The 19,751-nt window shown below is 63.2% G+C and carries 17 protein-coding genes; 8 read left to right on the plus strand and 9 right to left on the minus strand.

The genetic code is table 11. The annotated features are described in order from the left end of the window. The first annotated feature begins 10 nt into the window (after nucleotides 1–10). The 6 genes from AC07Y9_RS07955 to AC07Y9_RS07980 all read left to right on the plus strand — a co-directional run bounded on the left by AC07Y9_RS07955 (nucleotide 11) and on the right by AC07Y9_RS07980 (nucleotide 6,076). Nucleotides 11–1,396 (plus strand): M16 family metallopeptidase, encoded by a 1,386-nt coding sequence (locus AC07Y9_RS07955; RefSeq protein WP_087092805.1) that lies wholly within the window; start codon nucleotides 11–13, stop codon nucleotides 1,394–1,396. Nucleotides 1,397–1,457: 61 nt separating this feature from the next. Continuing rightward, complete coding sequence (locus AC07Y9_RS07960; RefSeq protein WP_007924268.1) at nucleotides 1,458–2,489, plus strand: DUF5924 family protein; 1,032 nt, start codon at nucleotides 1,458–1,460, stop codon at nucleotides 2,487–2,489. A gap of 69 nt (nucleotides 2,490–2,558) precedes the next feature. Further along, a complete protein-coding gene (locus AC07Y9_RS07965) occupies nucleotides 2,559–3,707 on the plus strand; it encodes an ABC transporter permease (RefSeq protein ID WP_102678773.1) in 1,149 nt (382 codons plus the stop codon). Continuing rightward, nucleotides 3,704–4,507: an ABC transporter ATP-binding protein gene (locus AC07Y9_RS07970; RefSeq protein ID WP_009041542.1), complete on the plus strand. Its 804-nt coding sequence runs from the start codon at nucleotides 3,704–3,706 to the stop codon at nucleotides 4,505–4,507. The genes AC07Y9_RS07965 and AC07Y9_RS07970 overlap by 4 nt, the downstream gene beginning before the upstream one ends. 1 nt (nucleotide 4,508) lies before the next feature. Continuing rightward, nucleotides 4,509–5,447 carry an MlaD family protein gene (locus AC07Y9_RS07975; protein ID WP_053263262.1) on the plus strand — a complete coding sequence of 313 codons (939 nt, stop codon included), beginning with the start codon at nucleotides 4,509–4,511 and terminating at the stop codon, nucleotides 5,445–5,447. Further along, nucleotides 5,444–6,076 (plus strand): ABC-type transport auxiliary lipoprotein family protein, encoded by a 633-nt coding sequence (locus tag AC07Y9_RS07980; RefSeq protein WP_102678772.1) that lies wholly within the window; start codon nucleotides 5,444–5,446, stop codon nucleotides 6,074–6,076. Before AC07Y9_RS07975 ends, AC07Y9_RS07980 begins: the two co-directional genes overlap by 4 nt. 79 nt (nucleotides 6,077–6,155) lie before the next feature. Here the strand turns inward: AC07Y9_RS07980 and AC07Y9_RS07985 are convergent, their stop codons facing one another. The 5 genes from AC07Y9_RS07985 to AC07Y9_RS08005 form a co-directional block, all read right to left on the minus strand. Then, nucleotides 6,156–7,385 carry a nucleoside recognition domain-containing protein gene (locus AC07Y9_RS07985; protein WP_053263260.1) on the minus strand — a complete coding sequence of 410 codons (1,230 nt, stop codon included), beginning with the start codon at nucleotides 7,383–7,385 and terminating at the stop codon, nucleotides 6,156–6,158. Nucleotides 7,386–7,484: 99 nt separating this feature from the next. After that, complete coding sequence (gene gltP / locus AC07Y9_RS07990; RefSeq protein WP_007924276.1) at nucleotides 7,485–8,816, minus strand: glutamate/aspartate:proton symporter GltP; 1,332 nt, start codon at nucleotides 8,814–8,816, stop codon at nucleotides 7,485–7,487. A 737-nt stretch (nucleotides 8,817–9,553) separates the two neighbouring features. Next, nucleotides 9,554–10,018 carry an inhibitor of vertebrate lysozyme family protein gene (locus AC07Y9_RS07995; RefSeq protein ID WP_007924277.1) on the minus strand — a complete coding sequence of 155 codons (465 nt, stop codon included), beginning with the start codon at nucleotides 10,016–10,018 and terminating at the stop codon, nucleotides 9,554–9,556. Between the two features lie 2 nt (nucleotides 10,019–10,020). After that, the gene (locus AC07Y9_RS08000) at nucleotides 10,021–10,185 is read right to left on the minus strand and encodes a DUF1328 domain-containing protein (RefSeq protein ID WP_003177151.1); all 165 of its coding nucleotides are present in this window, start codon (nucleotides 10,183–10,185) and stop codon (nucleotides 10,021–10,023) included. 71 nt (nucleotides 10,186–10,256) lie between these two features. Next, nucleotides 10,257–10,544, minus strand: a complete 288-nt coding sequence (locus AC07Y9_RS08005; RefSeq protein ID WP_087092808.1) for a hypothetical protein — start codon at nucleotides 10,542–10,544, stop codon at nucleotides 10,257–10,259. Nucleotides 10,545–10,993: 449 nt separating this feature from the next. Between AC07Y9_RS08005 and algB the strand changes: the two genes are divergently transcribed. Together algB and AC07Y9_RS08015 are read left to right on the plus strand one after the other, a co-directional pair. Then, on the plus strand, nucleotides 10,994–12,340 hold the full coding sequence (gene algB / locus AC07Y9_RS08010) for a sigma-54-dependent response regulator transcription factor AlgB (RefSeq protein WP_102678771.1): 1,347 nt from the start codon (nucleotides 10,994–10,996) through the stop codon (nucleotides 12,338–12,340). A 10-nt stretch (nucleotides 12,341–12,350) separates the two neighbouring features. Beyond that, nucleotides 12,351–14,138, plus strand: coding sequence for a KinB sensor domain-containing domain (locus AC07Y9_RS08015; RefSeq protein ID WP_102678770.1), 1,788 nt, complete (start codon nucleotides 12,351–12,353; stop codon nucleotides 14,136–14,138). A gap of 3 nt (nucleotides 14,139–14,141) precedes the next feature. On the opposite strand, the gene AC07Y9_RS08020 is transcribed toward AC07Y9_RS08015, so the two are convergent. The 4 genes from AC07Y9_RS08020 to AC07Y9_RS08035 all read right to left on the minus strand — a co-directional run bounded on the left by AC07Y9_RS08020 (nucleotide 14,142) and on the right by AC07Y9_RS08035 (nucleotide 19,747). Continuing rightward, a complete protein-coding gene (locus AC07Y9_RS08020; RefSeq protein ID WP_102678769.1) occupies nucleotides 14,142–15,764 on the minus strand; it encodes an EAL domain-containing protein in 1,623 nt (540 codons plus the stop codon). 72 nt (nucleotides 15,765–15,836) lie between these two features. Then, complete coding sequence (locus AC07Y9_RS08025; RefSeq protein WP_007924286.1) at nucleotides 15,837–16,616, minus strand: N-acetylmuramoyl-L-alanine amidase; 780 nt, start codon at nucleotides 16,614–16,616, stop codon at nucleotides 15,837–15,839. Nucleotides 16,617–16,721: 105 nt separating this feature from the next. Beyond that, nucleotides 16,722–18,872: a GGDEF domain-containing protein gene (locus AC07Y9_RS08030; protein ID WP_102678768.1), complete on the minus strand. Its 2,151-nt coding sequence runs from the start codon at nucleotides 18,870–18,872 to the stop codon at nucleotides 16,722–16,724. Then, nucleotides 18,869–19,747, minus strand: coding sequence for an endonuclease/exonuclease/phosphatase family protein (locus AC07Y9_RS08035; protein ID WP_007924290.1), 879 nt, complete (start codon nucleotides 19,745–19,747; stop codon nucleotides 18,869–18,871). The genes AC07Y9_RS08030 and AC07Y9_RS08035 overlap by 4 nt, the downstream gene beginning before the upstream one ends. Between the last annotated feature and the right edge of the window lie 4 nt (nucleotides 19,748–19,751).

Raw genomic sequence — 19,751 nt, forward strand, 5'->3', positions numbered from 1 at the left:
GAAGCCCGTTATGCGTTGCCTGTTATTCGCCTGTCTGCTGCTCGGATCAGCCCATTCGTTTGCCCTGGATCGCTTCCAGGTCGAGGGCTACATGCTGCCCAACGGCCTGCAGTTGCTGCTCAAGCCGGGCAACGTGCGCGGCCACGTGGCGATTCGCCTGGTGGTCGGGGTAGGGCTGGACGACTTCGGCTGCGCCGACAAGGAACTGCCGCATGTGCTCGAACACCTGCTGTTCAGCGGCATCGACGCCAGCGGCGAGGGTGGGCTGGAGGAACGCATGCAAGCCCTGGGCGGCGAGTGGAATGCCTACACCAGCAATGCCGACACCACCTTCGTCATCGAGGCCCCAGCGAAAAACCAGCGCAAGGTGCTGGACCTGCTGCTGGCCCTCTTGACCCGCACCGAACTCGACGACACTGCCTTGCAAACGGCGAAACGGGTGGTCGAGCGCGAGGACGGCGGGCACTACTCGCACCTGCAACGCTGGCTGGACCGCCAGGACCTGGGCCACACCGCCAGTAACCAGCTGGCGGTGGAGCTGGGCCTGAAGTGCGCCGAACGGGCCGAGGTCGATCAGCTGACCCTAGAACAGCTGGAGCAGTTGCGCAAGGACTGGTACGCGCCGAACAACATGACCCTGATCGTCGTCGGCGACCTTGACCGCCTGTTGCCGGCCTACCTGGAACGCAGCTACGGCGCGCTGGAGCCGGTGGAGCCCAGCGAGCACCAGGGCCTGCCGGACATTCAACAAACGGCCGCCGCCGAGCGCAGCCTGATCCACGGCTGGGTCGGCGACAGCGCCAAGCTGCACTGGCTGTTCCCCGAACCGACCCTCGACCGGCAGCACGATGAAACCTTCGATCTGCTCAAGGATTACCTGGACTGGGCGCTGTACCAGAAACTGCGCCTGCAGCATGAGCTGTCCTACGGGCCGAACAGCGAACGCGAGGTGTTCGGCGGCGTCGGCTTTCTCAGCCTGAATGCCGACCTGGAGCGCGCGGACGTCCCCGAGGCCCGGCAAGCGATCGACGAGCTCAAGGCGCAACTGCTCAAGGACGGCCTGGAGCCGGCCACCTTCGCCCGTCTGCAACAGGCCGCCATTGCTCGCCAGGCCTGGGCGGTACAGGGCAATAGCGCCCTGGCGGACTACTACTGGGGCGCCTTGAGCGACTATGCGGACGGGCGTTTCAGCGACCCGGCCAAGCGCCTGCAAGCCGTCAGCCTGAAGCAGGCCAACCAGGCCATGCGCCAACTGCTGGAACAGCCCGGCTACCTGCGGATCGAAAAACCGCTGCTGAGCTATGCGGCCTTGAGCGGGCTGATCCTCGGCGCACTGCTATTGATTGTTCTGGCGCTGTTCGGCTGGCGGGCTTATCGCAAACGAATCCGTGCCTGATGCGTCTTTTGTCATGCTAAACCGTTATTCTGTCGGGGATTTTTTCTAGTGTGATCGCCGAATGCCAAACCTGACTCATTACATGCAGCGCATCCTGGAACTGATGAAGCGCTACCCAGGGGTCATTGCGCTCGGCGGTTTCATTTCCGGTGTCGGCAGTTTCATCCTGGTGGACCGCCAACAGGGCCTGGCCACCTGGATCGCCGTGATCATGCTGGTGAGCTGGATCTGGCTGATGCTGGAAAACAGCCTGACCCAGCTGTTCACCAAGATCTTCAAGCGGGAAATCCCCCAGCCGCTGCTGCGTTACGCAACGCAGATGATTCACCAGGAAAGCCTGTTTTTCGTCCTGCCGTTCTTCTTCATCACCACCGCCTGGAACAGCGGGCAGCTGGTATTCACCGGCCTGCTGGGCGCCTCGGCGCTGGTCTCGATCATCGACCCGCTGTACTACAAATGGCTGGCCCCACGCCGCTGGCTGTTCCTCGCCCTGCACACCCTGACGCTGTTCGCCGCGTTGCTGACCGCGCTGCCGATCATCCTGCACCTGACCACCGCGCAGAGCTTCAAGCTGGCCCTGGGCATCGCCATGCTGTTGTCGTTCCCCAGCCTCGCGTCGATCTTCCCGATCCGCAACCTGCGCGGCGCGCTGATGCTGCTGGGCATGACCCTGGCCATCGGCGGCACTGGCTGGCTGCTGCGCTCCTGGGTTCCGCCGGCGACCTTGTGGATCGCCGAGGAAGCCATCAGCACCCAGTTGCAGGACCGCACCCCCGGCGCCAGCCTCAAGGAGGTCAGCGCCAACGACGTGCGCAGCGCCGGGCTGTATGCCTACACCGCGATCAATGCGCCGCGCGGGCTGGACGAGCGCATTTATCACGTCTGGCAATTCAACGGTAAAGAGGTCGACCGAGTGGCCCTGGACATCCACGGCGGGCGCAAGGAGGGCTACCGCGCCTGGTCGCACAAGCAGAACTTCCCCGGCGATCCGACCGGCAGCTGGCAGGTCCGGGTGCTGACCGAAGACGGGCAGGTGATCGGCGTGCTGCGCTTCAAGATCACCGGCACCAACGGGCAAGACTCAGCACCTTAGTACAAGGCAAAGTCGTCTCGATCGTGGTATTACGTAGCACTGCGTAAAAACCATACAAGCACGGAGCTTATGACCCAGAGCACGACGGCCGGCAGTGCCCAACTGGATACGTCGAGTTCCCCCTCGCGGTTGCGAGTCGCGGGGGACTGGACGCTCGTCCATTACACCGAGCTCAAGCACCTCTGCGAAAAGCTCACCGGACAGTACGACGCCAGCACCCACATCGACCTCAACGGCCTCGGCGCCCTGGATACCGCGGGCGCCTCGCTGCTGGTCGAACTGCTGGGCTCCGAGCGTCTCGGCCAGTCCACCGAACACCCCGACTGTACCTTGTCTTCGGCCGACCGCGCGCTGCTGCAGACTGTCTACTGCTCGCTGACCGACTTCTGCGTACCGCTCAAGGAGCCGGAAATATCAGTCGGTATCCAGTTGCTGACCCGGATCGGCAAGGCGGTCGACGCCATCTGGCAGGACACCCTGAAGCTGCTGGGTTTTGTCGGCCTGATCCTCGAAACCCTGGCCCGCGGCCTGCTGCGCCCCAAGCGCTGGCGCATCACGCCGATGGTCGCGCATATCGAGCAGACCGGCCTCGACGCCGCGCCCATCGTCGCCTTGCTGACCTTTCTGGTGGGCGCCGTGGTGGCCTTCCTCGGCGCCACGGTGCTGCAGAGTTTCGGCGCCAGCATCTTTACCGTGGACCTGGTGGCGTTCTCCTTCCTGCGTGAGTTCGGTGTGCTGCTCACCGCGATCCTCATGGCCGGGCGGACCGCGAGCGCCTTCACCGCGCAAATCGGCTCGATGAAGGCCAACGAGGAAATCGACGCCATCCGCACCCTGGGCCTGGACCCGATGGAGCTGCTGGTGCTGCCCCGGGTCCTGGCGCTGCTGGTGGCGCTGCCGATGCTGACCTTCCTGGCGATGCTCTCGGGGATTGTCGGCGGCGGGGTGGTCTGTGCGCTGTCGCTGGATATCTCGCCGGCGATGTTCCTCGCCTTGCTGCAATCGGACATCGGCGTGCAGCACTTCCTGGTGGGCATGGTCAAGGCGCCGATCTTCGCCTTCCTGATCGCCGCCATCGGCTGCCTGGAAGGCTTCAAGGTCAGCGGCAGCGCCGAGTCCGTAGGCGCCCACACCACCTCCAGCGTGGTGCAATCGATCTTCGTGGTGATCGTCCTCGATGCCGTCGCCGCGCTGTTCTTCATGGAGATGGGCTGGTGAACCGTTCAACCCGTCCGCCCGCCGAGGCGGTGATCGAAGTCCGCGGCCTGTGCAATCGCTTCGGCCCGCAGAGCGTGCACGAAAACCTCGACCTGGACCTGTACAAGGGCGAGATCCTCGCGGTGGTCGGCGGTTCAGGCAGCGGCAAGTCGGTGCTGCTGCGCAGCATCATCGGCCTGCGCCAGCCCAGCGCAGGTTCGGTACGGGTCTTCGGCCAGAACCTGCCGAGCCTGGCGGAACATGAGCGCTCGCTGATCGAACGGCGCTTCGGCGTGCTGTTCCAGAAGGGCGCGCTGTTTTCGTCGCTGACCGTGACCGAAAACGTCGCCCTGCCGCTGATCGAGCATGCCGGCCTGAGCCGCGCCGACGCCGAGCACCTGGCGGCGGTGAAACTGGCGCTGGCCGGGTTGCCGTTGTCGGCGGCCGACAAATACCCGGCCTCGCTGTCCGGCGGCATGATCAAGCGTGCCGCCCTGGCCCGGGCGCTGGCCCTGGACCCGGACATCCTGTTTCTCGACGAACCCACCGCCGGTCTCGATCCGATCGGCGCCGCGGCTTTCGACCAATTGATCCTGACCCTGCGTGACGCCCTGGGCCTGAGCGTGTTCCTGGTCACCCACGACCTGGACACGCTGTACACCATCACCGACCGGGTGGCGGTGCTGGCACAGAAAAAGGTGCTGGTGGCGGATGCCATCGACCAGGTCGCCGAGACCGACGACGCCTGGATTCACGAGTACTTCCATGGCCCTCGCGGCCGCGCGGCGTATCAGGCCGCTACACAGCTCAACGAGGTATGACATGGAAACCCGAGCCCATCATGTCCTGATCGGCCTGTTCACCGTGATTGTGGTGGTCGGCGCCCTGCTGTTCGGCCTGTGGCTGGCCAAGTCCAGCGTCGACACGGAGTTCAAGGACTACGAGATCATCTTCAACGAGGCCGTCAGCGGCCTGTCCAAAGGCAGCGCCGTGCAGTACAGCGGGATCAAGGTCGGCGATGTGGTCAGCCTGCGCCTGGACCCGAACGACCCGCGCCGGGTCCTGGCGCGGATCCGCCTGAGCGGCGAAACCCCGATCAAGGAAGACACCCAGGCCAAGCTGACCCTGACCGGCATCACCGGGACCTCGATCATTCAGCTCAGTGGCGGTACTCCACAAAGCCAGCCGCTTCTGGGCAAGGACGGCAAACTGCCGGTGATCGTCGCTTCGCCATCGCCGATCGCCCGCCTGCTGAACAACAGCGAAGACCTGATGACCAGCGTCAACCTGCTGCTGCACAACGCCAACAGCATGTTCTCGCCAGAGAACGTCGAGCGCATCGGCAACACCCTCGAACACCTGGAGCAGACCACCGGGGCCATCGCCGAACAGCGCGGCGACGTGCGCCTGGCCATGCAGCAACTGGCGTCCATCGGCAAGCAGGCCAGCGCCACCCTGGAACAGACCACCGCGCTGATGCGCAACGCCAACGGCCTGCTCAACGAGCAAGGCAAGCAGATGTTCGGCAGCGCCGAGCTGGCCATGCAATCGCTGGAACAGAGCAGCGCCACCCTCAACAAACTGCTAACCGACAACCAGGACTCGCTGAACAACGGCATCCAGGGCCTCAATGGCCTGGCGCCGGCCGTGCGCGAGCTGCGCGATACCCTGAGCTCGCTGCGGGCCATTTCGCGTCGCCTGGAAGCCAACCCCAGCGGCTACCTGCTGGGCAGTGACAAGAACAAGGAGTTCACGCCATGAAGCGTGCCTATCGCCCATTCGGCCGGCTGGCCCTGGCCGCCGGATTCGCCTTGAGCGGCGCCTGCTCGATCCTGCCCCAGGCCGACCCGGTGGATATCTATCGCCTGCCCACGGCCCAGAGCGCCACAGCCCGGCCTCAGGGCCACGTGCAGCCCTGGTCCCTGCGCCTGACCAAACCCCTGGCGAGCGACGCCTTGAACAGCGCGAGAATCGCTGTGATCCCCCAAGGCGATGTGATCAGCAGCTACAAGGACGCGCGCTGGAGCGATCCGGCGCCGGTGCTGCTGCGCAATCGGCTGCTGGATGGGTTCCTCGCCGATGGCCGGGTGCAGTTGCTGGGCACCGACGACAGCGATGTGCAGACCGACCTCGAACTGGGCGGCAACCTGCAGGCATTCCAGAGCGAATACCAGGGCAAGGCGGTGGCGGTGGTGATCCGCCTGGATGCGCGCCTGGTGCGCGGCTACGACCAGAAGATCCTGGCCAGCCAGCGCTTCGAAGTGCGCCAGCCGCTGAACGATACCAAGGTGCCGGCGGTGGTCGCCGGGTTTGGCCAGGCCGGGGATGCCTTGAACCGGCAGGTGGTGGAGTGGACGGTGAAGCAGGGCAGTCAGCTGGTCAGGCGTTGATGGCCTCATCGCGGGCAAGCCTCGCGCCTACAGGATGCTCCTGGTAGGCGCGAGGCTTATCCGAGAATCGTTCCGAGCCTTAACCGAAGAACCAGTAGCACACCGCAATCGCCGCCACCACGCCGGCCAGCTCGGCCAGCAGGGCGCAGCCGACGGCATGGCGCGCCCGCTGGATACCGACCGAGCCGAAGTACACCGCCAGCACATAGAAAGTGGTCTCGGTGCTGCCCTGGATCGTCGCCGCGGCCAACGCCGGGAAACTGTCCACGCCCTGGGTCTGCATAGTTTCGATCAACATGGCCCGCGCGGCGCTGCCGGAGAAGGGTTTGACCAGGGCCGTCGGCAGGGCATCGACGAAGCGTGTGTCCCAGCCAGCCCATTCCACCAGATACCGGATGCCGTCCAGGCCGAAGTCCAGGGCGCCGGAGGCGCGCAGCACGCCCACCGCGCAGAGCATGGCCACCAGATACGGCAGCAGGTTCTTGGCGACGTCGAAACCTTCCTTGGCGCCCTCGACGAAGGCCTCGTAGACCTTGACCTTGCGCAGCGCGCCAATCACCAGGAACAACATGATCAGGCCGAACAGGGTCAGGTTGCCCAGGATCGACGACAGCGACGCCAGCGCGGTGGCCGACAGCGTGGCGAGCAAGGCCATGAAGCCACCCAGGGCCAGGGCGCCGGGAATCAGGTAGGCCAGCACCACTGGGTCCCACAGGCGCAAGCGCTGCATCACCGCGACCGACAGCAGGCCGACCAGGGTCGAGGCGCTGGTGGCCAGCAGGATCGGCAGGAACACCAGGGTCGGGTCGGCGGCGCCTTGCTGGGCGCGGTACATGAAGATGGTCACTGGCAGCAGGGTCAGGGACGAGGCGTTCAGCACCAGGAACAGGATCTGCGCGTTGCTCGCCGTGGTCGCGTTGGGGTTGAGGTCCTGCAAGGCGCGCATGGCCTTGAGGCCGATCGGCGTGGCGGCGTTGTCCAGCCCCAGGCCATTGGCCGCGAAGTTCAGGGTGATCAGGCCGATGGCCGGGTGGCCGGGCGGCACTTCCGGCATCAGGCGGGTGAACAGCGGGCCCAGGGCCTTGGCCAGCCAGTCGACGATCCCGGCCTTTTCGGCGATCCGCAAAAAGCCCAGCCACAAGGTCAGGGTGCCGAACAGCAGCACCATCACTTCCACCGACAGCTTGGCCATGGCGAAGATGCTTTCCACCATCGCCGCGAAGATCCCGGCGTTACCGCCGACCAGCCACTGCGCCAGCGCTGAAACGGCCGCCACGATGAAGAAGCCAAGCCACAGGCCATTGAGCATCAGTTATTCCCCCAAAAGATGCGGCGAATGATAGCGGTGCAGACAGAAACGACAAACCCCGGATTGACCGGGGTTTGTCGATGATCACGGCTACAGCTGTCAGCCTTTGGTGACTTCACCGGCCGGCAGCGGCTCCTTGCTGCGCCAGTGCGGCAGGGAATTCCAGTAGCGCTGGCCCTTGGCGTCGTCGTACATGCCCTCCCAACGCGCGATGACCAGGACCGCCAGGGCGTTGCCGATCACGTTCAGCGCGGTACGGGCCATGTCCATGATGCGGTCGACACCGGCGATGAAGGCCAGGCCTTCCAGCGGAATGCCCACGCTGCCCAGGGTCGCCAGCAGCACCACGAAGGACACGCCCGGTACGCCGGCGATGCCTTTGGAGGTGACCATCAGGGTCAGGACCAGCAGCAGTTGCTGGCTGATCGACAGGTCGATGCCGTACAGCTGGGCAATGAAGATCGCCGCGATGCTCTGGTACAGGGTCGAACCGTCGAGGTTGAACGAGTAACCGGTCGGTACCACGAAGCTGCAGATGGCTTTCGGCGCACCGTAGGCTTCCATCTTCTCGATCACCCGCGGCAGCACGGTTTCCGAACTGGCGGTGGAGTAGGCCAGCACCAGCTCATCCTTGAAGATGCGCATCAGCTTGATCACCGAGAAGCCGAACAGGCGAGCGATCAGGCCCAGGACCACGAAGGCGAAGAAGGCGATGGCCACATAAACCAGGATCACCAGCTTGGCCAGCGGCAGCAGGGAGGCGAAACCGAAGTTGGCCACGGTCACTGCGATCAGGGCGAATACGCCGATCGGCGCGTAGTTCATGATCATGTGGGTGACTTTGAACATGCTTTCCGAGACGCCCTGGAACATCTTCACCAGCGGCTCGCGCAGGTCGGCCTGCAGGCTCGACAGACCGAGGCCGAACAGCACCGAGAAGAAGATGATCGGCAGCATCTCGCCGCGGGCCATGGCCGCGAAGATGTTCGATGGGATCAGGTTGAGGATGGTTTCGATGAACGCGTGTTCATGCTGTACCTCGGCGGCGGTCGCCTGGTACTTGGAAATATCCACGGTACCCAGGGTGCTCATGTCGATGCCGGCGCCCGGGTGGAACACGTTGGCCAGCACCAGGCCGACCAGGATCGCGATGGTGGTGACGATTTCGAAGTAGATGATGGTCTTCAGGCCAATACGCCCGAGTTTCTTCGCGTCGCCCACGCCGGCGATACCGACGATCAGCGAGGAGATCACGATCGGGATCACGATCATCTTGATCAAGCGGATAAAGATATCGCCCGCAGGTTGCAGGACGTTGCTGATCCACCAGGCTTTTTCGGCACTGAAATGGTTGAGCAGCGCACCAATTGCAATCCCCAGCACCAGACCGATGAGGATCTGCCAGGCGAGGCTTAGTTTTGCCTTCTTCATATCATTACCCTTACTTCAGTTGGACTCGGGCTGATGCGCGAACTGGAACGCTCAATGGCGGAAAAGTCTGTGCATCGGCCCCCGTATAAGGTCACCCCGAGCGAGCATTTACGGCTCTCTGCAGGCGAAAAAAGGCGCAACTATTCCGACGCAAGGGGGGCGCGTCTAATGCCGTAAACGCCTACCCTATGCCGAATCGGCATGAGTTTTTCTAAACGAAACGGGCGTCCCAACCGGTTCGAATGCGACATTTCGGCCTGACCATCTGCCGTGAAACGGCCATTTCAGGCGGCATTCAGCGTTTTTGAGTGGGTTCGAAATGACCTTCGAAAGAAGGGAAAGTTCTTACGTTAGAACCAGAAATCTCATCTGGAAAAAGCCAAAAGTTTCTCGATGTACGGTCGCAAGGAAACACCGTGAAACGGTTAGGCCACACATCTGGGAATGGTTGCCGCGTCCCCCGTCTGAAAAAGCAGGCCACCGCTCTGCCACAAAGGTTTGTGGCATTCAAACACGACGCAAGTCGTCAAGCCTGAGCGGCTGGCGAACTTGCGCCGCAGTTTTTCCTGACCCGGCCCTCGCGGAGGCACTCCCTGTACCCCTAGGTCACTCCGATCCGGTTTCGATCAGAACGTCCCGGCCCCTGGTCATGCGCGGCCCCTCCTCGGGGCGGTGCAACAGAAAGCAAGGCCCGGGTGGGCGCTTGCTTTCCATGGTCGAACCTTCGAACAGCCAACTCAGTACCAGTTCGGGTCCTTTTTCAGCTGTTCCTTGAGCAAGCCCTGCATGCCAGCGTCCGGCTTGCCGAGAAAGCGGTATTCGGCATGGCGGGTCGGCGACTTGTCAGCGGGCAGGCCCGCCGGCACTTCGACCAACATGGCGTAGGCGTCTTTCTTGTCGAAACTGAACGCCACGATCAGGCGCTGGTTGCGACAGGTATCGCGGGTTTCGCAAAGCGGACCGACCAGGTACTTGTCGCCGTCTTCTTCCACCGCATTCATCTGCTGCGCGTCACCGGACAGGTTCATCACCCATTCCGGCAGGCGCTCTTCCTTTTCGACGACTTCCTGCCAGGTTTCACGGTATTGCGGGTCACTGTTCAACAACTCGTTGACCCGGGTCTGACCGTCGTTGGCCGCCATCGCCGTGGCCGCGCCGCCCAGCAACAGGGCGGCGGCCAATGTTTTCAAAGAAACGCTCATGTTCAACCTCGACCACGACGGCCAAAGAAGAAGGAAGCGATGAACATCACCAGGAAAACGACAAAGAGAATCTTGGCGATACCCGTGGCGGTGCCCGCGATACCACCAAAGCCCAGTACCGCGGCGATGATGGCAATGATCAGGAATGTGATTGCCCAGCTCAACATGGTCATTCTCCTTACGCTTCTATTTAGAGGTACTGCCTAGCCGGCCCGCCGTTGCGCACCGACTGTCCTGCCTAGAACACCCAGCGCTCCTGATAAGCCGTGTCGGTGGCAGGCTGAGCCTGGTCGACGTCCATCAGAAGTATCGGGGCGGAATCGGCAAACCGAGTGCTGACTGCACTGAAGTGGGTTTGAGTGGGATGAGAAACCGGCAACCTCACAGCTTCTTGCTGCTGGCTTTGCTCCCAACGTGAAAACTGCTGACCGCCAATCAAAGTCACCAGCAATGCCAGGCTGGCGAACAATCCCTGCTGCAGATGCAGGGACGAAACAGACAATGGGGCGAGACGTTGGCGTTTCATCCGGAAGCTCCTCCCATGGGGGTCATTGTTCTCAACGCTTGTTGCTGTGCCTGCGGCTTGTTCAACCGAGCCTGATCAGGTTGTTGCAGCCTGCATGCCAGCTTTCACGATTAGAGCAAACCAAATAAAAACAATGACTTGCATTCATATTGAGAGGTTTGCCATACGCCATCCTGCACGATGCCGCCCTGGATGCCGTGCGAATTGCACGATCGGCCCGGTACTTGAGGAAAAAAGCGCAGTTGAAAATGCATGGAGTACAGTGGCGAAATCGGGAAAGGACTGCGGGCAAGACCTGAAATCAATAAAAAACCTATTGTTTTCAATCTATTAGCAATAGACCCCGGAGATAACTAATCTGCACGCCTGGAAATCGATCAGAATTAACCATGCAACTTGCCCGATTTTTCCGGGACTAAATAAGATCACTCACTTCAGGAGCCTCGGACATGGAATCAGCACCGGAAAATCAAGGCCGCATTCTTCTGGTAGATGATGAGTCCGCGATCCTTCGTACCTTCCGTTACTGCCTGGAAGACGAGGGCTACACCGTCGCCACGGCCAATAGCGCCGCTCAGGCCGATGCCTTGCTGCAACGCCAGGTGTTCGACCTGTGTTTCCTCGACCTGCGCCTGGGCGAGGACAACGGCCTGGACGTACTGGCCCAGATGCGCATCCAGGCCCCCTGGATGCGGGTGGTCATCGTCACCGCCCATTCGGCCGTCGACACCGCGGTGGACGCCATCCAGGCCGGCGCCGCCGACTATCTGGTCAAGCCCTGCAGCCCCGATCAACTGCGCCTGGCGACCGCCAAGCAGCTGGAAGTCCGCCAGCTCTCGGCGCGCCTGGAGGCCCTCGAAGGCGAAGTACGCAAACCCAAGGACGGCCTGGACTCGCACAGTCCGGCGATGAAAGTGGTGCTGGAAACCGCCCGCCAGGTCGCCGGCACCGACGCCAACATCCTGATCCTCGGCGAGTCCGGTACCGGCAAGGGCGAGCTGGCCCGGGCCATTCATGGTTGGAGCAAGCGCGCCAGGAAATCCTGCGTCACCATCAACTGCCCCTCGCTGAACGCCGAGCTGATGGAGAGCGAGCTGTTCGGTCACAGCCGCGGAGCCTTCACCGGCGCCAGCGAAAGCACCCTTGGCCGGGTCAACCAGGCTGACGGCGGCACGCTGTTCCTCGACGAGATCGGCGACTTCCCGCTGACCCTGCAACCCAAGTTGCTGCGGTTCATCCAGGACAAGGAATATGAGCGGGTCGGCGACCCGGTGACCCGCCGCGCCGACGTGCGCATCCTCGCCGCGACCAACCTCAACCTCGAGGACATGGTGCGCGACGGACGCTTCCGTGAAGACCTGCTGTACCGCCTGAACGTGATCACCCTGCACCTGCCGCCGCTGCGCGAACGCAGCGAAGATATCCTGACCCTGGCCGACCGTTTCCTGGCGCGCTTCGTCAAGGAATACGCCCGTCCCGCCCGTGGCTTCAGCATTGATGCCCGCGAAGCGCTGCTCAATTACCGCTGGCCGGGCAATATCCGCGAGCTGCGCAACGTGGTGGAACGCGCCAGCATCATCTGTCCCCAGGAAAAGGTGGAGATCAGCCACCTGGGCATGGCCGAGCAACCGACCAACAACACCCCGCGCATCGGCGCGGCCTTGAGCCTGGACGAGCTGGAGAAAGCCCATATCGGCGCCGTGCTGGCCACCAGCGATACCCTCGACCAGGCCGCCAAGACGCTCGGCATCGACGCCTCGACGCTGTACCGCAAACGCAAACAGTACAACCTGTGAGCCGCCCCTCATGAAGTTAGCGATGAAACTGCGCACGAGACTGTTTCTGAGCATCTCGGCGCTGATCACCGTGGCGCTGCTTGGCCTGCTGCTCGGGCTGGTCAGCGTGATGCAGATGGCCAAGACCCAGGAAGCGCTGATCCGCAACAACTTCATTACCCTGGACCTGGGGCTCAAGCTACGACAGACCCTGGGCGACCAACTGCTCATCATGCTCAACCACAACCCTGACCGGACGGCGCTGGACGACTCCAGGCAGGAATACCTGGCCCTGCTCGAGCAGGGCATCGAGCATGAACGGCAAAACAATGTGCGTAACGGCTTCACCCAGGCACGCGACGATTACCAGCGTTTCTTCGAAGCCTTCGAGCGCGCCGACGGGAGCTCGGCAGGGGTCAATGGCAATACCGAACTGACCCACCGCTTCAATACCCTGCGCAATGGCTTGATCGGCGAACACAAGCAGGCCCTGGACAACATCAATGACATCGAACACCAGGCCCGCAATCGCGCCTTGCTGATCGCCGGACTGCTTGGCCTGGTCGGGCTGGCCGTGCTGATCATCGGCTTCATCACCGCCCACGGCATCGCCCGGCGCTTTGGCGGCCCCATCGAAGCGCTGGCCAAGGCCGCCGACAATATCGGCCAGGGCAACTTCGACGTGACCCTGCCCCTGTCTGCGGCTGCCGAGATGAACTTGCTGACCCGGCGCTTCGGGATCATGGCCCAAGCCCTGCGCGAGCATCAGGCCACCAATGTCGACGAACTGCTCGCCGGCCAGCAGCGCCTGCAATCGGTGCTCGACAGCATCGACGACGGTTTGCTGATGATCGACCGCCAGGGTCACCTGGAACACCTCAACCCGGTAGCCCAACGTCAGCTGGGCTGGGACGAGGAGCGCCTCGGACAAGGGCTGGGCAGTGCCCTGCAGCGACCGGAACTGGACGAGCAACTGCAACTGGTATTGCGCGGCGGCACCCTGGAACGGGCGCCGGAAGACCTCAGCGTCGAGGTCGATGGCGAATCGCGCCTGCTGACGTACAGCCTGACCCCGGTCAGCCATCCCCAGGGGCATATCCTCGGCGCGGTGATGGTGCTGCACGACGTCACCGAGCAGCGAGCCTTCGAGCGTGTGCGCAGCGAGTTCGTATTGCGTGCCTCCCATGAATTGCGCACCCCGGTCACCGGCATGCACATGGCGTTCGGCCTGTTGCAGGAACGTCTGCGCTTCCCTGAAGAGTCCCGCGAAGCCGACCTGCTGAACACCGTCAACGAAGAAATGCAGCGCCTGATGCAACTGATCAACGACCTGCTGAACTTCTCGCGTTATCAAAACGGCCTGCAGAAACTCACCCTGGCGCCTTGCACCCTGGAAGAGCTGCTGGAGCAGGCGCGCAACCGCTTCATCGGCGCAGCCACGGCGCAGGGCATCGAGCTGCGGGTGGAGCTCCAGGCGCCGTTGCCGCGGCTGCACGCTGACCGCATGCAACTGGAGCGGGTGCTGGACAACCTGATCGACAATGCCCTGCGGCATACCGCCAAGGGTGGCTTGATCCGCTTGCAGGCCCGTAGGCATGGCGAGCGGGTGATCATCAGCGTCGAAGACAACGGCGAAGGCATCGCCTACGGGCAACAGGGGCGGATTTTCGAACCCTTCGTCCAGGTCGGACGCAAGAAAGGCGGGGCCGGCCTGGGCCTGGCGCTGTGCAAGGAAATCGTGCAACTGCACGGTGGGCGCATGGGCGTCTATTCACGGCCCGGGCAGGGAACCCAGTTCTATCTGGCCTTGCCCCTCTAGGGGCTAGGCCCCGTCATCCAGGCGCCGCGGCCCCAGGCGGCGCCCGCGGGTAATCAGGTCGATGAACTGCACCGCGCTCAGCGCATGGGCGAACAGCCAGCCCTGGCCAAAACGCACGCCCTCGCTGCTCAGCAGCAACGCCTGATCCTCGAACTCGATGCCCTCGGCAATCACCTTGAGCTGCAGGGCATGGGCCATGCGAATGATGTGCGGGGCGACGCCGCTGCTGGCGGCGTCATGCCCCAGGGCATCGATGAACGCCTTGTCGATCTTCAGGTAATCCACCGGCAGGGTCTGCAGGTATGCCAGGCTGCAATAACCCGTGCCGAAGTCGTCGATCAGCACCTGATGGCCAACGTCCCGCAAGGCTTGCAGGTTATGCCGGGCGACCACCACATCGATCAGCCCGCGCTCGGTGACTTCGAAGGCGATCTGCCGCGCTGCCACCCGATGCAGCGCCAACAGGCGCGCCATCACTTTGCCGATCCGCGGCACCATGACATCGCAGGCCGCCAGGTTGACCGAGATGTACAGCTGCGGGTTGGCCCGCAACAGATGCCCCAACTGTTCGAGCAGGCGTTGCAGGACAAAATCGGTGATCGGGCGGATCTGCCCGGTGTTCTCCGCCATGGGAATGAACAGCTCCGGGCTGGTCAGGGTGCCGTCCGGACGACGCCAGCGCAGCAGGGCCTCGGCGCCGACACACTGGCGCGTTCGCAGATCGAAGATGGGTTGATACAGCACCTGCAGCTCGCCGCGGCGCAGCGCCCCCTGCAATTCGGCGCCCAGGGATTGGCGCTGCCCGGCCAGTTGAAAGGCCAGGCCGCCGATGAAGACCGCCAGCACCAGGCTGCTGGGCAGCAGCCACCACCACCCCTCGAAGACTTCTCGGCGCATGTTGGTGCGGGGGGTGACGAGCACCATCTGATACTCCGGATTGCTGGTGGGCATCCGGTAGATCAATTGGTCCTGGGTCACCAGCAACGGGCTGCGTCCCATGGGCGGCCACGGTTCGGTCGGCGGCCAGTCCAGCGCCGGCCCCAGCACCGGAATGGCCCGCAAGCCATGGTCGAGAACCACCATCAGGCTGCTGTTGGCGGGCAGGTCGACCATATCGGTCAGGTGCCCGCGAGACGTCGCCACGCGAAAGTTACCGCGCCCGAGCATCAGCGCCGCGCGGTTTTCATTGGGCTCGGTAGAAGTGTTCAGCCAATAGCTGTAGGTCGGGCCGCGGATATCCGGCGGCCGCATCACGGCCAGGTTGTCCTGGAGCGGCCAGTTGGTGCAGGCCTGGGCGGCATCGATATAGGCCGCTTCATAAATGAAGCGGTAACTGAAGCTGATCTGCTGCAGGGTCACGACCATCTCGGGGCTGCATTCGCGCAGGGGCTGCGCCTCGAGTACATCCAGGCCTTCACGCAACTGACCGAACAATTGCTCCAGGCGTTCGAGAAAACGCTGGCCCTGGGCATTCATCTGCTCGCTTTCGCGCAGTTGCGCCTCGTGCATCGCAATGCCCAGGCTCGCCGCCAGCAGCAGGGCCGCACTCAACACAGCCGCACACATCGCCAACAGCCAGGGGCGATAGAACCAACTGCGTAGGGGTTCGCGAGCGGCCGGCATCATTGGATATCCGAGGGTTACCAATGAGTTATAGCTACTGATTGAGAAAAAACCCTGACCGTCGGGCGGGCGTCATTATTTTGTCTGGTTGAGCACCTGCAGGATCGCAGCGCTTTCTGCATCCGGCTGGCCGTCGAAACGCGACGGCCGGTAATGCATCTGGAACGCGGCCAGCACATGACGGGTCGCCACATCCAGTTCGCCGGTCTGCGGCGTCTCATAACCCAGGCGCGCCAGGCCTTGCTGGAACCAGGCGATGCTCGGCAACTGCGCGGCAAAGAACGCCTGCTGGCGCGCCACCGCCTGGGCGTTCGGCCACCGGCCCAACCCGGCTTCGGCCAGACGCTTCCAGGGGAACAACGGACCCGGGTCGAGCTTGCGCAGGGGAGCGATATCACTGTGGCCGATGATGTGCTGTGGCGCGATGTTGTTGCGCTTGCTGATGTCCTTGAGCAGCACGATCAGGCTCTGGACCTGCGCTTCGCTGTAGGGATACCAGACACGCCCGGTGGGCAGGTCGCGAAAGCCCGGGTTGACGATCTCGATCCCGATGGAACTGGAGTTCAGCCAGGTACGGCCTTGCCACTGGCTCTCGCCGGCGTGCCAGGCGCGGTATTGCTCGTCCACCAGTTTGTAGATGGTCGCCGCCTTGTCGTCGCCGATCAGGTAGTGGCTGCTGACCTGGCCATGGGTCAGCAGTTGCAGGGAGCGCTCCATCGAGGCCGAGGTGTAATGCACCACCACGAACTGCACCCGCTCATCGAAGTTGACCGAAGGGTGGCTGGTATCGAAACGCGGACCGCTGGCGCAACCGGCCAGCAACAGAAGGGACAAAGCGAGGACAAGAACTTTCATGGCGGAAGGCAGTACGCTGGAGAAAATAATGCAACAGTGTAACGTACTGCCTTTGCGGAAAACCGGCGAAAACACCGGTTTATACAAAATGGAACAAATTATGCGTCAGCCCAGTTCCACCCGGTTGCGCCCCGCCTCCTTGGCCCGATAGAGCGCCTGATCGGCTCTCTTGAGCACCAGATCGCTGCGTTCTCCCGGTTTGAAAGCACTCATGCCGATGGACATGGTGATGGTCACCCGCTCGCCCTTGAAGTGAAACGGACAGGCTTCGATGGCCGCCCGCAAGGTTTCCGCCAGGCGCGCCCCGACCGGCCAGGTGGTATCGGGTATCAGCAGGACGAACTCTTCACCGCCGAAACGGGCGATGAAATCGTTGCCGCGCAGGCGCTTGCGCAGCACGCCGGCGATGATCTTCAGCACCTTGTCGCCGGCCAGGTGACCGTAATTGTCGTTGATCCGCTTGAAGTGGTCGAGGTCGAGCATCGCCAGCAACAAGGTGTTGCCGTGCTGCTGCCACTGCGCCACTTCATGCTCCAGACGCTCGCTCCAGGCCGCCCGATTGGGCAGGCCGGTGAGGGGATCGATCAGCGCTTTCTGCCGCTGTTCTTCCAGGTGCTCGCGGTAGCCCTGGGCTTCCTGCTCCATGCTCGACACCCGCTCGGCCAGGCTTTGCAGGCGCGCAGCCACTTCCTTTTCGCGTTCGTCACGCTGCTTCTGGTGATGGTCCATGGTGCCAAGCAGGCCTTCCAGATGGCTTTCCAGCACCTGCTTGAGATCGTCCAGATCCGCCGCTTCCTGAACGCTGCTTTGCAGGCCATCGACCCGCTCGCGAATCTGCGTGTCCATCTCCCGCGCCGCCGAACTGCTGTCGGCATGGCCCTCGCTGGCGGCCTGCAGGTTGCTCTGGAAGGATTCCAGGCGCTCGTTGAGTCGCTTGAGATACGCCTCGAACTCATGCTGGCCGCTGTCGGTGATCGCCAGCATCAATACCGCCAGATCGTCGAGGATCGGCAGCAATTCGTACCAGTTCAACCCATGTTGCAAGCGATCGCGCATGGACTCGGCTTGCGGCCGATGACGTTCTGGCAAGCTCAGGTCATCCAGAAGGCCGAGCAGGGTATGTTCGATGTGCTTGGCCACCGAACTGTAGGAGGGTTCCGGCGTGTCGGGCAGGGCATACAGCACATCCTGCTCGGCCTGCTGCGGGTCGATCGCCGCCAGTGCCTCGGCCATGGCCGCCGGCAACGGCAAGCGATCGAGCAGCACAGGCGCCGGGGCCGCCTCGGCGAGTGCGGCAACGATCAATTCATCCGGGTTGGAAAGAGCAACCGCAGCTTCGACAGTCGAAGGCTGCACGGCCGGCGACACTTCAATGGGTTCAGGCGCGGCTGGCGACGGCGATTCCTGTGAATCCAGCATCGGCGGGGCCGGCTCGACGGCGATGGGTTTCTCTGACTCCAGCACCGGCGGTACAAAGGCTTCGACCTGGGCAGCCGTGGTTACCTCGGGCAGTGCTTGCGGTTGTGGCTCGGGCGGCTGGCTGACAGCAGCGAGCTCCTCGACCACAGGCGCAGACACAGCGGCTTCGGACGGCCGTGCGGGCGCGACTTCGACACGAAGCGGGGGCGTTTCAACCGCAGCGCTTTCAGCCGTTGCCAGTGGCTGTACCGCAACCGGGCTCGCCACCACCGCAGGCATTTCGGCCGTGGACAGGCCAGGCGCTTCGTCAGCGTCACGACCACCAAACAGGCGCTGCAGCAAACCTGGGCGGGACGGCTCCGCGGGGTTCTCCAGCTGGCTCAGCGCCTTGCCTTGCAGGCCGCTCAACTCACCCAGCAACAGTGGAATTTCCCGGGCTTGGCCGACACGACCATCCAGTTGCTTGGCGAAGTTTTTCAGCGGACGACTCACCTCGCGAGGCAACGGCAGCTTCTGCAACTGGCTGACCAGCGAGGTCAGGGCCGTGCTCATTTGCTCGATGCGGGTCTCGCGGCGCTGCTCGGAGTCCAGCACGGCTTTTTCCAGGCGCGGCAACAGGGCCGCCAAGGCCGCGTCCATATCGTCGGTGCGTACCACCTCGCGCATTTCCTTCATGCACTGATCGACAGCGCGATCAGTACCTTCAGCCGCCAGCGTGCTGCGCACCAGGCCACGGCGAAGCAGGTCGAGGCGGGCATTCCAGCGTCGCTCGAGTTTTTCCTGTTGTTCGATACTTTTGAGGTACTTCTCTTTCCAGCGCTGGGCGTCGTCGCTCATTCATGGGTTCCGCGAGGGGCAGGACTCAGCGCGGGCAATGCATCGGCCGTGAGCGAACCCGGCAGACGAATCTCTACCGCGACCGGCAGGTGATCGGAAATCGGTTGGGCCAGGACTTCGACCCGCTCCAGCGTCAGGCTGGGGCTGAGCAAAATATGATCAAGACAGCGTTGCGGGCGCCAGCTGGGGAAAGTCGCTTCCAATTGCGGCGCCAGCAGACCAAGGTCGCGCAACGGCGAATGTTCCAGCAGATCGCTGGCGTGGGTATTCATGTCGCCCATCAGCACCTGATGCTTGTAGCCGCCGATCATCTCGCGGATATAGGCCAGTTGTCGGGTACGCGTACGGGCGCCCAGGGCCAGGTGCATCATCACCACCACCAACGCCTCGGGACCATCGCCGAAGCGCACGAGGATCGCACCACGCCCCTTGGGGCCGGGCAGCGGATGATCTTCGATCGCCCAGGGACGCAGGCGGCTGAGCACGCCATTGCTGTGCTGGGCCAGGCGGCCAAGGTTGCGATTGAGCTGTTGGTACCAGTAGGGGAAGGCGCCGAGTTGGGCCAGATGCTCGACCTGATTGACGTAGCCCGAGCGCAGGCTGCCGCCATCGGCTTCCTGCAGGGCGACCAGATCGAAGTCGCCCAGCAGATCGCCGATCTTTTGCAGGTTGTCGGCGCGCCCGTTGTGCGGCAGCAGGTGCTGCCAGCCACGGGTCAGGTAATGCCGATAACGTTCGGTACTGATACCGACCTGGATATTGAAACTGAGCAGCCGCAGACGGCTGTCTGCCGGCAGGCCGGAGGACGCCACATGGTGCTCGTTGACCCGCGGATCATGCAGGCCAACGATACGTTCCGTACCCCAACGTCGCATGGCA

It is taken from the genome of Pseudomonas sp. GW456-L12 (assembly GCF_059424045.1).